The sequence below is a fragment of the Lentibacillus jeotgali genome (genome assembly GCF_000224785.1).
Classification (GTDB): domain Bacteria; phylum Bacillota; class Bacilli; order Bacillales; family Amphibacillaceae; genus Lentibacillus; species Lentibacillus jeotgali.
The window spans coordinates 528322-542954 of record NZ_AGAV01000005.1; the positions used below are offsets into that span (position 1 = coordinate 528322).

Here is a 14633-nt window from a genome sequence, read left to right on the forward strand (position 1 = left end):
TATAGAAAGGGACGAAATGATGAAAGTGAACAGAAAACCCGTCTTAATGTTGATCGTTATTATGGTGTTTGTTGCAGGTCTGCTTGATGTTAAATGCCGCGGATTGTTCTTTCGAATGCTGCCATATGCAGCACAGACGTATTTAGCGTCTATTTTAAATCATGAAGGATACCCCGGCTCGCATTAAAGGTAAGTGGAAAAAGATACTCGTTTCATTGCTGTCAGTTTGTTAATATTAAATTAACGTCGCTAACGCAGGGTGGTTTTATATGATATATATTGTCATAGGTGTGTTAAGCATCGGGTTAATCGGATGCATATGGTATATTTTCCGTTTAAAGAAAAATACAACTGAAAGAGAAGCTAATGCCATAGAAAGGCATCAAAAGGAAATCGCAGCAGCAGAAGAAGACTTCAAATCATCTTATCATGAACAGGAGAATGAGTGGCTGGATAAGATGGCAGAACTCGAGCATCACTATAACAATGACGTTCAAACGCTGAATCATCATATTGGCAAATTGAATAAAAACTTAATTGACTTACAAAAATACACACGGAACGCAGGAGAAATCGTTACGCATCAAATTTTAGAACAGTTAAAAAATGAGTTGATTCATGAAGGGTCTATTTCTCATGATGACATGATTATTTTGCCAAATCTATTTATCCCATATGAGGAAGAAGGTTATTTTAAAACGCGCCAAATTGATCACCTTGTTTTACTGCCGACAGGATTTTATGTTGTGGAAACCAAGTACTGGCGAGGAAAAATCATCCACGGATTGACTCAGGAAAATGCAGGGTTGTTTTCGTTTATTACAGATATGATGACACCCGGCATTCAGCGATCGAAGAAAAAACATACGCTTGTTTTTGTCCCAGACAATGAAGGCAAAGAGATACGAATCAAATCATATGGGAGTCCGACGCAGCAAGTTATGAGCACCGCTTTAACGTTAAAAGATTATATTTCCAAACACTTGGCTAGAGATGATCATATTACGGCGGTTGTTTATTTTGGTTATTCATCTGATGAAGATATGCAAGGCGTAATAGACTTATCTGATAATCAAAATGTACCCAGATTAATAGGGGAAAATGAGATTCGCCAATATTTCCGTAATCAGTTAAAACATGAAGCAAAAAAGCATTCAAAGGAAACCCTTCAACAGATGAAGGAAGATCTGGAGAATATAAATTACTTACATAAGTGAAGCAATTATTACCCGTAATAAGAAACTGGATCCTAACGTTAAGGCTCCAGTTTCTTAGCTTTTCGATTATAAATTGTACGAACCTCTAATATATGATAATTTAGTAGATACCGTCGAATTTTGACAGATATATATAGGACAGGAGCGTTAGATATGAAGAAAAGTCTGATATGGCAGTTAATTGCCGCGTTTATACTAGCGATTGTAACCGGTATCATATTTGGTGAGAAAGCGCAAGTTGTGCAGCCGCTGGGGGATTTGTTTCTGCGATTAATTCAATTCATTATTGCCCCTTTAGTGCTTGCGACACTTGTCGTTGGAGTTGCCAGTACAAGTGATGTGAAGAAATTAGGAAGACTGGGCGGAAAAACGATTGGATTTTATCTGCTTACCAGTATGCTCGCGATAACGCTCGGCATCATAGCGGGGAAGATTTTTTCACCGGGCAGTGGTATTGATGTATCATTAGAAGGTAAAGAGACTCCTGAACCGAATGAAACAGAGGGGGTTGTCCAAACCATTTTAAATATTATACCGACAAACCCATTTGACGCGCTATCGTCGGGGAATATCCTGCAAATTATCTTTTTTGCATTGGCCATCGGTATTGCGATTACCCTGGTAGGTGAAAAGGCAAAACCCGTGCAGCAGTTTTTTGATGGATTTGCGGAAGTGATGTATAAAATAACCGGCATGGTGATGACCGTTGTTCCGATTGGTGTATTTGGCCTGCTTGCACCCGTTGTCGGTGAGTATGGAGTGGATGTGTTGCTTCCGTTAATCAAGCTGATTCTGGCAATGCTTCTGGGATGCGTTATTCAACTAATTGTGGTTTATGCGCTGATTATTAAATCACTTGGAAAAATGAGCCCAATTCAATTTTTTAAAGGCATTTTTCCAGCTACTGCCGTTGCTTTCAGTACGAGCAGCAGCTCAGGCACGCTGCCGGTAACGATTAAGAGTGCGCAGGAAAACCTGGGCGTATCCAAAGAGACGAGCACGTTTGTTTTGCCGTTGGGAGCTACCATAAACATGGATGGAACGGCGCTATATGTCGGGCTTTGTTCGATGTTTGTCGCGCAGTACTTTGGTATGGATTTATCGCTTTCACAGATGGCGACGGTTGTGCTAATCGGTACACTCGCATCGGTTGGGACAGCCGGTGTACCCGGAGCAGGTCTTATCATGCTGACGATGGCGCTGAGTGCCGTTAATTTGCCACTGGCCGGAATCGCACTGGTTGGTGGTATCGACCGTATATTGGACATGATGCGGACTGCTGTCAATGTAACAGGTGACGCGGCTGCGAGTGTTGTCGTTGATGCAAGTGAGAAGAGGAAATGACAGACAGAAGAGTGACAGGGTGCAGAGATTCTAAAAGTTAACCGTATCCAACAGACAAAACGCATTCAGGGGTTACCCGGAATGCGTTTTGTCTAATATTAGGAGACTGCCGATATCCCGTTCACAACCGCTTCAGACTGATGCTTTTTCGCATTTTCTGCAAAGCTTCCTGACCGGATTCATTATTAGCGATCATGACATTGGTATAAAGCGCATCAATGATTGATAACTGGGCAATTCTTGATGACAATGCTTCCGAACGGAAATCGGTTTCTTCGGCGACAGTGTATAACGAAATATCTGCTTCCTTCGTTAGTGGTGATTTAGCAAAATTTGTGATAGCGATGATTTCTACTTCATTTTCTTGTAAAACTTGCAGAATATCGAGCAGATCTTTGGTTGAACCGCTGTGTGAAATGAGAACAGCAAGGTCATCGCTCGTCATTTGGGATGCGGACATTATCTGCATGTGTGAATCCAAGTTGGCACTGACGTCAATGCCGCTGCGGATAAATTTGTGATAGGCATCCAGTGCTACAAGAGCGGATCCGCCATTCCCAAAAAATTGAACTTTATTTGCCCGCAAAATCGCTTCAACGGCCTCCTCGATCATCATGCCGTCCTGGATATGGAGTGTATCCTCAATCGTTTTAACGTTGGAACGGAATACTTTTTCAGTGACTGTTCCGATGCTGTCTTCTTCATTAATTTTTTCATGAATATCTTTTATAGGCGTTACAATTTCAGCAGCAAGTGAAATTTTCATGGCCTGAAATCCTTTGAAACCAATTCGCTGACAGAACCGAAAGACCGTTGATTCAGCGATTCCCAGTTTTTCAGAAACTTGATTAATCGTATGATGAATGATTTTCTGGGGATTCTCTAAAATAAAATCTGCTATTGCTTTTTCCTTATCACTGAATTTACCGTAGTTGCTCCGAATGCTGGCAAGGCAGTGCTGATTATCGTTTACCATAAACTATTCCCCTTATCAGTAGGCTGTATATTCCCCGCATATAACGGACAGTAACCCATCAAGAAACGGCGGTTAACTGTCCGTAAATGTCCGATTTTGCTTAACTAACAATGAGGTTTGGATAAAACTTACAAAGCAAACCTAAGGACGAACAATACACTGCTTAGCGGAGGAAATATACGAAGACTCTTGGGGAGCAGAGGCCTAGATGAGACCCCGCAGTGCTGAAGGCACGAGGAGGCTCATCAGCTGCCCCCGGAAAGCGAAGTATATTTCCGAAGCGAGTTATATCACTAGCTATAATTTCTAGTGGTTCGGATTTTACTTGTATAGAAACTTTTGTCCCAGCCTCATTGAAGTTTCACTTTACATTATATATGAAAATCAGTTTTCATAAAACATTGCATACGGAAAAAAATTTGATATAATATCTATAAAATGAAAAAAAATTACTTGAAAACAGGAGGACATCATGGAAATAGGAATGGTAGGACTTGGAAAAATGGGTCTTAACTTAGCTTTGAATTTATTGGACCACGATCATCAAGTTTTGGGTTTTGATAAAAATAGTGAAACGATTGAAAGCGTTGTCGGCAAAAAACTCAAGCTTGCTGATTCTTTACAGGAACTTGTTGCAAGTTTGCCTTTACCCAGAAAGATATGGCTGATGGTGCCGGCAGGTAGGATGACGACAGCTGTGATTGATGAACTCATTCCACTGCTTGATGCCGGAGATATATTAATCGACGGCGGTAATTCCAATTATAAAGATACACTTAAACATGCCGAAAAATTGAAGGATAACGGAATTTATTTCTTTGATTGCGGTACGAGTGGCGGTGTGGAAGGTGCCAGGTCAGGCGCTTGTACGATGATTGGCGGTGATCAGGATAAATTTAAGGAGATTGAACAGTTGTTCCGCGATGTGTCGATTGATAATGGCTATCTTTACACTGGAAAATGCGGAAGCGGACACTTTCTGAAAATGGTCCATAATGGCATGGAATATGGCATGATGCAAGCAATTGGCGAAGGGTTCGATATTCTTGAAAAAAGTGAATTCGACTATGACTATGAACAGGTTGCCAGGGTATTCAACAATGGTTCTGTTATCCGTTCCTGGCTGATGGAATTGGTTGAAAGTGCGTTCTCCAAGGATGCCAATCTTGATGATATCCGGGGCGTGATGAATTCATCCGGTGAAGGGAAATGGACGGTGGAAACGGCACTGGACTTACAAGCTGCCGCTCCGGTAATTGCATTATCGCTTATGATGCGGTATCGCTCACAGGAAGATGATACCTTCTCCGGCAAAGTTGTCGCAGCGCTAAGAAATGAATTTGGCGGTCACGATGTTGTGAAGAAGTAGTTGTTTAAATTAGGAGGAAGAACGATGGAACAGCAGGGGTTTTACCTGGGAGTGGATATAGGTACAACGAGTACAAAGGCAGTGCTTTATCAAAAGAACGGTAACGTACAAGCAGACTATACCGTCAGTTATCCGTTGTATACGCCAAATACTCTAGTGGCGGAACAAGATCCGGAAGAAATTTTTAATGCCGTACTTACCGTTATCCGGGAAGTCATCCGCAAGAGCAGCATCTCATCAGATCAACTCCGTTTGATAGCATTCAGTTCCGCCATGCACAGTCTTATCGCTCTGGATGGCGATGGACGATTATTGACAAACAGCATTACGTGGGCTGACACAAGGGCCAGTGAATACGCACGGAAAATCAAGGAAGATCACAACGGCCATAATATTTATTTACGGACCGGAACACCGATTCACCCTATGTCTCCACTGGCAAAACTGGTCTGGATGAAAGCGGAAAAGCCGGATATTTTCAATCAGGCGGCGAAATTTATTTCGATTAAAGGCTATGTTTTTTATAAACTTTTTGAAACGTTTGTTGTCGATTACTCGATTGCGTCCGCGACCGGATTGTTTAATTTGGAGACGCTTGACTGGGATGAAGCAGCACTGAAACTAGCGGGCATCTCACGTGATCAGTTGTCTGAAATTGTCCCGACCACACATCAGATGAATGGCATTAAGGCGGAACATCTTACATACATGGGGATTGATCCCGATGTTCCGGTAGTTATTGGAGCGAGTGATGGCGTTCTATCCAATTTGGGAGTTAATGCGATTGATGAAGGTGTTATTGCTGTAACAATCGGTACAAGTGGTGCCATTCGAACGGTATATAATGAGCCAAAAACGGATCCAAAAGGGCGGATTTTTTGCTATGCCCTTACCGAAAACCATTGGGTCATTGGTGGGCCGGTTAATAACGGGGGAATCATTTTACGGTGGCTCCGTGATGAATTTGCTGCTGCAGAAGTTGAAACGGCAAAAAGATTATCAATTGACCCATACGATGTGCTGACAAAAATCGCATCAGGTGTCAACGCAGGATCGGATGGTCTGATTTTTCACCCATTCCTAAAGGGTGAACGTGCACCAATCTGGGATGCCAACGCACGCGGTTCATTTTTTGGGTTAAGTATCCACCATAAGAAAGAACATATGGTTCGAGCCGTACTGGAAGGGACGCTTTATAACCTTTACTCGGTACTGCTGGCACTTGAAGAACTTACCGGTGAACCGAAGAGTATCCAGGCAACAGGTGGTTTTGCAAGGTCTGAAACATGGCGGCAGATGATGGCGGATATTTTTGATAAACCGGTTATTGTACCTGAAAGTTTTGAGAGTTCCTGTCTTGGGGCAGTTGTGCTGGGAATGTATGCGACAGGGGAAATAGACGACTTCAGTGTTGTGTCGGAAATGGTCGGCAATACCAATACACATTCCCCTAATGAGGAAACGACACAAATTTATCGGGAATTGCTACCGATATACATTCGCCTGTCACGGATGCTTACCGATGAATATGAAAGCATCGCTTCATTTCAGCGGAAATATTTGGGACAGGAATAATACTATGTTTGAGTATCGAAAGGGGTGATGTGGATGGACGTTGTGACACTCGGGGAGACGATGGTGCTTTTTACCCCGGAACACGCTGGTCCGATGCGTTATAGCGATCGCTTTTCGAGCCGTGTGGCAGGCGCCGAATCCAATGTGGCGATCGGTCTTGCACGGCTTGGCGTTCAGTCCGGATGGATGAGCCGCCTTGGCAATGATGAATTCGGCAAAAAAATCCGATCATTTATTCGCGGTGAAGGTGTTGATACGAGTCGAGTAATTTTTGATGAAACAGCTGATACTGGTCTTTTTTTCAAGGAAAAACTGGCAAACGGTGAATGGCGGGTTAAATATTATCGCCGGGATTCGGCGGCAAGCAGGCTTAAACCTGAAGACCTGGATGAATCCTATATTGCCGGTGCGAAATACTTGCATGTCACCGGGATCACACCAGCATTGAGTGATAGTTGCTATGAAACCGTTTTAAGCGCAATCGAGTATGCGAAAAGGCATGATGTGAAAGTGGTTTTTGATCCGAATCTACGGCGTAAACTATGGCCTGAGCATAAGGCTCGGAAGGTTTTGGTTGAACTGGTACGGAAAGCTGACATCGTGCTCCCGGGAATTGAAGAAGCAGAATTTCTTTTCGGAATTGGGTCGCCGGAAGAACTTGCCAGACAGTTTAACGAACAAGGAGCTTCAACAGTTATCATGAAGCTGGGTGAAGAAGGCGCGTATTATTTGACTCATGACACTGAAAGATATGTCGAAGGGTTTCGGGTTACAGAAGTAGTTGACCCCGTTGGTGCCGGAGACGGATTTTCAGCCGGCGTTCTATCCGGCTTGCTTGATGGATTGAATCTGGAGGATTCAGTTCAAAGAGGAAATGCTATTGGAGCAATGGCAGTCTTGGCGGCAGGTGATATTGAGGGACTGCCGGAAAAAGACCGTCTGATTGACTTTATGCATAATCGGGGCCAGGGAGATGTCGAACGATGAGGAGCGTATGTTCATGATAAACACATTGCAAAAAATTACAGATCATAAGCTGGTTGCGGTTGTCCGCGGGGCGGATCCTAATGATGTGATGCCAATAGCTGAAGCACTTTATGCCGGTGGTATCCGCATCATGGAAATCACAATGGACACACCGCGTGTTGAAACGGTGATTAGTGATCTAAATAACGCTTTTGATGGAAAAATGGTTGTTGGCGCAGGAACGGTTTTGGATGCGGAATCAGCCAGAACTGCGATTATGGCAGGTGCGAAGTTCATCTTCTCTCCGACTATTAACACCGGGACGATTGAGATGACTAAGCGGTATGGTGTAGTTTCCATTCCGGGCGCTATGACACCAACGGAAATTCTGACTGCCTACGAACACGGAGCAGACCTGGTTAAAGTTTTTCCTGCAGGGACGATGGGACCAGGCTATATAAAAGATGTTCACGGGCCGCTGCCGTATATCCCATTAATGCCAACCGGGGGCGTGAATCTGTCAAACGTCCGGGAGTATTTTGATAAAGGCGCTGTTGCGGCGGGACTAGGCAATGCACTTGTCAAGACCGGCTCACCGGTGACAGAGGAAAATTTGCAAACAATGAAGGAAAATGCGAGACAATTTATCGATGCGATTGAGGGTGTGTCATGATGAAAATTACGGATTTTAAACTGTATCAGATACCGCCGAGGTGGTTATTTTTAAAAATCGAAACGGATGAAGGAATCAGCGGCTGGGGCGAGCCGATTGTAGAAGGCAGGGCTCATACTGTAGGAGCCGCTGTTACCGAATTGATGGACTATCTTATCGGGAAAGATCCTCAACATATCGAGGACCATTTTCAGGTTTTATATCGCGGTGGCTTTTATCGCGGCGGTCCAATCCTGATGAGCGCTATATCCGGAATTGAACAGGCACTTTGGGACATTAAAGGCAAGTATTACAATATGCCGGTCTATGAAATGCTCGGCGGAGCTGCGCGTCACGACATTCAGGTTTATTCATGGATTGGCGGTGACCGGCCTCAGGATGTCGGAGCTGCTGCGAAGGAAAAAGCTGATGCCGGATTTACGGCCATCAAGATGAATGGAACCGAAGAAATGAACTATATCGACAGCTACTCCAAAGTGGATGATGCCATCAGCAGGGTTGCAGCGATTCGCGAGGCGGTCGGATGCGATTTTGGTATCGGCATTGATTTCCATGGACGCGTGCATAAGGCAATGGCCAAGGTTCTTGTGAAAGAACTAGAGCCATACCGGCCGATGTTTATCGAGGAGCCTGTCCTTGCAGAAAATCTGGAAGCATTTCGGGATATCGCCAATCATACGACAATACCGATTGCAGCCGGTGAACGCAACTACACACGCTGGGGTTTCAAACAAATGCTGACAGATGGTGCGGTGGATATTATTCAGCCAGATTTGTCCCACGCTGGTGGTATTTTGGAAGTGAAAAAGATAGCCGCCATGGCGGAAACGTTTGATGTGGCGGTAGCTCCCCATGCTCCACTGGGACCAATTAATTTGGCCGCATCACTGCAGTTGGATGCCTGCACACCAAACTGTATCATTCAGGAGCAGAGTCTTGGCATTCATTACAATCAGGGAAGTGATCTTTTGGATTATCTTGAGAACCCGAAAATATTCGAATATGCTGACGGGTCTGTAAACATTCCTAATGGGGTGGGACTTGGCGCAGAAATCGATGAAGCACGGGTGATTGAAGCGGCGAAAATGGGTCATCAGTGGAAAAATCCTGTCTGGCGGAATAAAGATGGCACATTTGCTGAATGGTAGTCTAACAGTCTATCAAAGACTGACATTTAAACAATTGGAGGGGGAAATGTAAATGTCTACTGTAGGATTGATTTTACTTGCCGCGTTTGGCGTAGCGTTACTGTTATTCCTGGTTATCAAAACAAAACTTCAGGCGTTCCTTGCATTACTGGTCGTCAGTTATATTATCGGGCTTTTATCAGGAATGAGTCCGTCGGAAGTACTTCAGGCCGTCAATGACGGGATGGGCGGTACGGTAGCTGAAGTTGCTGTCATTATTGGTGTTGGCTCGATGTTTGGTGAAATACTGAAGGCATCCGGTGGAGCTGAACGTCTGGCCATGACATTAATGGATAAGTTCGGTGAAAAGCGTGTCAATTGGGCACTGATGCTGACAGGCGTTATCATTTCAATACCGGTTTTTTTGGATGTTGCATTTGTGATTTTAATACCTATTTTATACAGTCTGGCTCAAAAGACGAAGAAATCATTGCTCTTTTTTTCCATTCCGCTGTTGGCAGGTCTTGCTGTCACACATAGTTTTGTGCCACCGACTCCAGGACCGATAGCTGTTGCTTCCTTATTGGATGCCAATCTTGGATGGGTCATCCTGTTCGGATTAATAGCTGGTATTCCTGCGGCGATTCTTGCTGGACCAGTTTTTGGAACATTTATCTCCAAAAAAATGCATGTTGAAGTGCCAAAAGAAATGCTCAAGAATATGGCAGATGAAGCCAGAGGTAAAGAGTATGATAAGGAACTTCCCAGCTTTACAATGATCGCATCCTTTATTTTGCTGCCTTTAGTCCTGATTTTGCTTAATACGTTTGCCAGTGCAATATTTGCTGAAGGGAGTACGGTGAGAGATGTCTTAACGTTTATTGGTAACCCGGGTGTTGCATTGACAATCACGGCATTGTTAGCTATTTACTTTCTGGGTACGCGCCGCGGCTATTCAAAAGAGGACCTGCAGCAAATTACGACAAAAGGATTGGAGCCTGCGGGTATTATCATTTTGATCACCGGTGCCGGTGGTGTGTTCGGTGAGGTATTAGTTGCAACCGGTATAGGAGATGTTATTGCTAATACAATGACGAATCTGAATATGCCGATTATCGTTTTCGCGTTTCTTGTTGCTTCGGCCGTTCGTATTGCACAAGGTTCAGCAACGGTTGCAATGGTTACGGCAGCCAGTTTGATTTCGCCGGTTATTGGTAATCTTGGGATTGAAGGGCCAATGCTGGCTTTGCTTGTTATTACGATTGCATCAGGTGCAACCATTGCGTCTCATGTGAACGACTCAGGATTTTGGATGGTCAGTCGCTTCCTGGGACTATCAGAAAAAGACACACTAAAAACCTGGACCGTTATGGAAACAATTATTGCGCTTGTCGGGTTTGGTGTTTCATTAATCATAAGTATCTTTATTTAAGAATTCGGGATAGGGGGTCTGACACCCTGTCCCGTTTTCAATTAGTGTAATCTATGTCTGATAGAGCAATTGATTTCTGTTAGAATAAAAGAATGTGTGCACAAGAAATGCATGCTGACTATCAACTTGGGAGTGGAACAACCTTGGATAAACAAGATATCTCAAATATCCGTAAACAATTTAAAGTCGATAACGATTTATTGAACATACATGACATTTTTAATGTGTATATCATGAAGGAATCGAGTGAGATTTATCATCATCAGAGCATGCCATTTGAGATGCTGGAGCAGGACCAGCAGGAGTTGTTTATGGAAAATTTCAAAAAAGTGCTGTCCGGCAAAATGGATGAGAAATTATTTGAACTAACGTTTCAGCGTGATGTGGAGAATAACAGTCAGCTCCTTCTGCATCAGGGTCTGTTAAGTAACGATTCCAAAGAATTCAACGAACAAATGCTCCGTCTTGTGGAAAAAATGCTGAAGGATAAACAATATGAACATGACATGGTGGTTACCTTTATTCGGGGAGAATACATGAAACCGATGAAGCGTCAAAGTGAAGAGGCGGAAGATAGCGATCGGGATACCGTTTATTCCAACCCCTTTATTCTATGCAGTGTGAATAAAACACAGGATCCGAAAAAAGAATTGCTGTTTGACTATGCTGAGAAAGAATTCAAGTATAATATTGTCGTCGACCCGATTATCAATCTGAAGGCGCCAATATCAGGATTTTTGTTCCCTTCGATTACGGATAATGCTGCGGATGTCAATCATGTGCTTTATTCGGCAGGGAAGAAAAATGAACTGAATTATCATTTTATCGAAGACGTTTTAAATGCAGAGGAAATGATGACGGCTGAACAGGATAAATTAGTTTTTGAGGAGATTGTAAAAAATGTAGCCGGTGATCAACCAATCAATACATCCACACTGTCGAATGTTTACGAAGAGATTAATCGGGTCGTGGAAGAAAGTGAAGAGGAAGACCGACCGGCGTTAGACGTCAGAGATGTTGAAAATGTTTTAACAACCAGCGGTATAGAAGGTGTTAATACAGAAAAGGTGGAAGCCGCCTTTAAAACGGTGATTGATGATGAACGCCATGAGTTTAAAGCAAACAACGTTATACCGAAATATAATTCAAAATCAATCAAAATCGAGACGAAAATAGCGAATATCGCCATCAGTCCCCAAGACTTGAGACATGTTCGCCAAGTCCACTTCAACGGAAAGCGTTACTTAATGATGGAGGTGGAGGAAAATACGGTGATTGAAGGGTTTGAAATGATTCCGGAGGCTTTGACTCAAAAAGCGCCTGAGAATGAGGAATAAGGAACAGAGGGGGGCTACTATCCCGCAAGAGCTGCTTATAAATTTGTTTTTGAGTGTTTTTATGATTATAGTTAACATAACACGAACCAAAAAGACAAGAAGGACACTATTATCAAATCTTATTGTGTTTAACCCTGCTCTGAAAAAGGAAAATAATAATTATCTGCAGCACGTTAAACATATGATAAGACAGGGGGTGACAAGTTAATGCTTGGGCGACGGATCAGACATACAAAACGGTACCGGCAGATTGTGAACGTGCTCGTCAAAAATGGCTTTAGTCATTTTCTTTTTCGGGCCGGCTTAATTGACCGCGGACTCGCAAGGGATGAGGAGTCAGATGAAATCAACACGAGTATGAAAAGTATTGGTAAACGGCTTCGACATGCGTTGCAAGAACTGGGCCCGACAGCCATAAAGCTTGGTCAGATTGCGAGCACGCGGTACGACACAATGCCTCGGGAAATTTCAGAAGAACTGGAAAAATTGCAGGATCATGCATCCGTTCTGGACTTTTTCCATATCCAGAATACAATCGAAACAGAAATGGATGACAATCTTGAAAATGTATTTGCCCATGTTGACCGTGAACCGATTGCAACGGCTTCAATCGGACAGGTGCATTCAGCTCGACTTTTGAGCGGGGAAGAGGTTGTGGTCAAGGTGCAGCGTCCGGGGCTCAAGCCTAAAATGGAAACGGACCTGGAAATCCTTCAAGGCATTGGCCATATGCTCGAGGAAAGGACAGCCTGGGCACAGCGTTACCGGGTTTGCGACATCATTGAGGAATTATCCGAAACGCTTCGAAATGAACTGGATTACATAATGGAAGGGCGCAGCGGTGAACTGGTCGCTCAGCAATTTGAAACTGAGCCATTTGTCAAGTTCCCGGGGATATACTGGGAGCTGACAACGGAGAAGATTCTTACAATGGAAAGAATCGACGGTATCAAGATTTCAAATAATGACGAGCTTGAAGAGGCAGGCTATGACCGGGAAATAATCGCCAAGCGTCTAGCGGATGCGATGTTGAAACAAATACTGGATAATGGTTTTTTCCATGCAGATCCGCATTCAGGCAATGTGCACGTTTTGCCGAACAATACGATTGCGTTTATGGATTTTGGCGAGACAGGACATGTCAGTAAAAATCTGAAGCAGCATTTTGCTTCGATTATTGTTAATCTGCAGCAGGGTGATAGCAACGGTATGATCAAAACATTTTCCAGGATGGATCTGATTGACGAACGAACTAATATTGAATCATTGAAGCGAGACTTGGAAAAACTCCATCAGCAATATGAAAATGTTAAGCTGAGAGACCTCAGTCTTGGACGGATTATCATCGGAATATTTAATGTCGTTTATCATCACTATATCCGGATTCCTACTGAAATGGTCATCATAAGCAAAACTATCCTGATCCTTGAAGGTGTACTCGGTAGACTTGACCCGGAATTCAGTTTGTCACGTGCAGCCGAGCCGTTTGCACGAAAATTGATGCTCAAACGCTATCATCCAATTGAGATTCTTCGTAATTCATGGCGGGAGATCGGGGAAAACATCGATATTTTGACCGATTTACCCCAGGATGTTAAAGACGTCATGTCCGTTCTGAAAAAAGGCAGAGTCGGACTTGATATAAATGTCAAGCACGTCAACGAGGTCATGCGGCGTCTGGACAAAATCAGCAACAGAATCGCATTTAGTATCCTAATGCTTGCGTTCAGTATTATCATGGCCGGGCTGATTGTCGGATTGGCGCTTGTCGGGCAGAGCACTGTCATATGGGAGCTGCCAATCATCGAAATTGGTGCCACCATTGCTTTACTGATGTTTATTCTGATGGTATTCATCATCATACGCTCCAACCGAATGTAGTGACGGAAATGTTTATTGGCCTCCAATAACGGCAATAGCAATAGTACGTGATTTTTTGATGAAGGAGTCGATTTGAGATGAAAGTACTTGTAGCAGGCGCGAATGGACATACTGGTCGTTTACTCATAAAATTTTTGAATGAAGATGGTCATGAGCCATATGGAATGGTCCGTAAAGAGGAACAAAAACAAGGTATAGAAGAATTGGGCGGTACTCCGGTTCTGGCAGATTTGGAACGTGACGTCGGCCATGCGGTAAAAGCAATGGACGCCGTTATCTTTGCTGCAGGTTCCGGCAGCAGTACCGGGCCAGAAAAAACAACAGATGTCGACCGCGATGGCGCTATCAATTTAATCAAAGCCACTGAAAATTTAGGGATTAAGAAATTCGTCATGTTAAGTAGTATAGGTGCAGGCCGCGATGTAGAAAAAATGGCTCAGGATAATGAACGCATGAAGCATTATCTGCAAATGAAAAAAGAAGCTGATGAATACCTGATGAGCACTGAGCTGGATTATACAATTGTGCGCCCAGGCGGTCTTACACACGATCCCGGCACAAGCAAGATTAAAGTAGGAAACAAAGTGGAATTTGCTAATATTCCGCGTGCGGACGTAGCCAAAACAATGATTGCAGCCATCCAGGAGCCAAATGCATTCCATAAAGCATTCGAAATGGTTTCCGGAGACATGCAAATCGAGGAAGCTTTGAAACGTTTATAAATTTATCCCCATCA

At 43.6% G+C, this 14633-nt stretch carries 13 protein-coding genes; 12 read left to right on the top strand and 1 reads right to left on the bottom strand.

Going from position 1 to position 14633, the window contains the following annotated elements:
• Positions 1 to 19 precede the first annotated feature (19 nt).
• The 3 genes from ON01_RS19470 to ON01_RS05375 all read left to right on the top strand — a co-directional run bounded on the left by ON01_RS19470 (position 20) and on the right by ON01_RS05375 (position 2561).
• Positions 20 to 187 carry a hypothetical protein gene (locus ON01_RS19470; RefSeq protein WP_175284930.1) on the top strand — a complete coding sequence of 56 codons (168 nt, stop codon included), beginning with the start codon at positions 20 to 22 and terminating at the stop codon, positions 185 to 187.
• A gap of 82 nt (positions 188 to 269) precedes the next feature.
• Positions 270 to 1217 carry a nuclease-related domain-containing protein gene (locus ON01_RS05370; protein ID WP_010529984.1) on the top strand — a complete coding sequence of 316 codons (948 nt, stop codon included), beginning with the start codon at positions 270 to 272 and terminating at the stop codon, positions 1215 to 1217.
• A gap of 153 nt (positions 1218 to 1370) precedes the next feature.
• Positions 1371 to 2561: a dicarboxylate/amino acid:cation symporter gene (locus ON01_RS05375; RefSeq protein WP_010529985.1), complete on the top strand. Its 1191-nt coding sequence runs from the start codon at positions 1371 to 1373 to the stop codon at positions 2559 to 2561.
• A 121-nt stretch (positions 2562 to 2682) separates the two neighbouring features.
• Here the strand turns inward: ON01_RS05375 and ON01_RS05380 are convergent, their stop codons facing one another.
• Complete coding sequence (locus tag ON01_RS05380) at positions 2683 to 3537, bottom strand: MurR/RpiR family transcriptional regulator (protein WP_010529986.1); 855 nt, start codon at positions 3535 to 3537, stop codon at positions 2683 to 2685.
• Positions 3538 to 4009: 472 nt separating this feature from the next.
• Between ON01_RS05380 and gnd the strand changes: the two genes are divergently transcribed.
• The 9 genes from gnd (at position 4010) to ON01_RS05430 (ending at position 14619) form a co-directional block, all read left to right on the top strand.
• Positions 4010 to 4906 (top strand): phosphogluconate dehydrogenase (NAD(+)-dependent, decarboxylating), encoded by an 897-nt coding sequence (gene gnd / locus ON01_RS05385; RefSeq protein WP_010529987.1) that lies wholly within the window; start codon positions 4010 to 4012, stop codon positions 4904 to 4906.
• Positions 4907 to 4930: 24 nt separating this feature from the next.
• Entirely contained in the window at positions 4931 to 6481 is a 1551-nt protein-coding gene (gntK, locus tag ON01_RS05390) for a gluconokinase (RefSeq protein ID WP_010529988.1), read from the top strand.
• Positions 6482 to 6514: 33 nt separating this feature from the next.
• The gene (locus tag ON01_RS05395) at positions 6515 to 7468 is read left to right on the top strand and encodes a sugar kinase (RefSeq protein WP_010529989.1); all 954 of its coding nucleotides are present in this window, start codon (positions 6515 to 6517) and stop codon (positions 7466 to 7468) included.
• Positions 7469 to 7481: 13 nt separating this feature from the next.
• Positions 7482 to 8120, top strand: a complete 639-nt coding sequence (locus ON01_RS05400; protein ID WP_010529990.1) for a bifunctional 4-hydroxy-2-oxoglutarate aldolase/2-dehydro-3-deoxy-phosphogluconate aldolase — start codon at positions 7482 to 7484, stop codon at positions 8118 to 8120.
• Complete coding sequence (dgoD, locus tag ON01_RS05405) at positions 8120 to 9268, top strand: galactonate dehydratase (protein ID WP_010529991.1); 1149 nt, start codon at positions 8120 to 8122, stop codon at positions 9266 to 9268. The genes ON01_RS05400 and dgoD overlap by 1 nt, the downstream gene beginning before the upstream one ends.
• Before the next feature lie 52 nt (positions 9269 to 9320).
• Positions 9321 to 10679, top strand: a complete 1359-nt coding sequence (locus ON01_RS05410; RefSeq protein WP_010529992.1) for a GntP family permease — start codon at positions 9321 to 9323, stop codon at positions 10677 to 10679.
• Positions 10680 to 10822: 143 nt separating this feature from the next.
• Positions 10823 to 12016, top strand: a complete 1194-nt coding sequence (locus tag ON01_RS05415) for a DUF4317 domain-containing protein (RefSeq protein WP_010529993.1) — start codon at positions 10823 to 10825, stop codon at positions 12014 to 12016.
• Positions 12017 to 12223: 207 nt separating this feature from the next.
• Positions 12224 to 13897, top strand: a complete 1674-nt coding sequence (locus tag ON01_RS05425; RefSeq protein WP_010529995.1) for an ABC1 kinase family protein — start codon at positions 12224 to 12226, stop codon at positions 13895 to 13897.
• Positions 13898 to 13974: 77 nt separating this feature from the next.
• On the top strand, positions 13975 to 14619 hold the full coding sequence (locus ON01_RS05430) for an SDR family oxidoreductase (RefSeq protein WP_010529996.1): 645 nt from the start codon (positions 13975 to 13977) through the stop codon (positions 14617 to 14619).
• The last annotated feature ends 14 nt before the right edge of the window (positions 14620 to 14633 follow it).

What these genes read in the sequence shown, in the direction of transcription:
- ON01_RS19470 (WP_175284930.1), top strand. Translation starts at nt 20, where the DNA reads ATGAAAGTGAACAGAAAACCCGTCTTAATGTTGATCGTTATTATGGTG.
- ON01_RS05370 (WP_010529984.1), top strand. Translation starts at nt 270, where the DNA reads ATGATATATATTGTCATAGGTGTGTTAAGCATCGGGTTAATCGGATGC.
- ON01_RS05375 (WP_010529985.1), top strand. Translation starts at nt 1,371, where the DNA reads ATGAAGAAAAGTCTGATATGGCAGTTAATTGCCGCGTTTATACTAGCG.
- ON01_RS05380 (WP_010529986.1), bottom strand. Translation starts at nt 3,537, where the DNA reads ATGGTAAACGATAATCAGCACTGCCTTGCCAGCATTCGGAGCAACTAC.
- gnd (WP_010529987.1), top strand. Translation starts at nt 4,010, where the DNA reads ATGGAAATAGGAATGGTAGGACTTGGAAAAATGGGTCTTAACTTAGCT.
- gntK (WP_010529988.1), top strand. Translation starts at nt 4,931, where the DNA reads ATGGAACAGCAGGGGTTTTACCTGGGAGTGGATATAGGTACAACGAGT.
- ON01_RS05395 (WP_010529989.1), top strand. Translation starts at nt 6,515, where the DNA reads ATGGACGTTGTGACACTCGGGGAGACGATGGTGCTTTTTACCCCGGAA.
- ON01_RS05400 (WP_010529990.1), top strand. Translation starts at nt 7,482, where the DNA reads ATGATAAACACATTGCAAAAAATTACAGATCATAAGCTGGTTGCGGTT.
- dgoD (WP_010529991.1), top strand. Translation starts at nt 8,120, where the DNA reads ATGAAAATTACGGATTTTAAACTGTATCAGATACCGCCGAGGTGGTTA.
- ON01_RS05410 (WP_010529992.1), top strand. Translation starts at nt 9,321, where the DNA reads ATGTCTACTGTAGGATTGATTTTACTTGCCGCGTTTGGCGTAGCGTTA.
- ON01_RS05425 (WP_010529995.1), top strand. Translation starts at nt 12,224, where the DNA reads ATGCTTGGGCGACGGATCAGACATACAAAACGGTACCGGCAGATTGTG.
- ON01_RS05430 (WP_010529996.1), top strand. Translation starts at nt 13,975, where the DNA reads ATGAAAGTACTTGTAGCAGGCGCGAATGGACATACTGGTCGTTTACTC.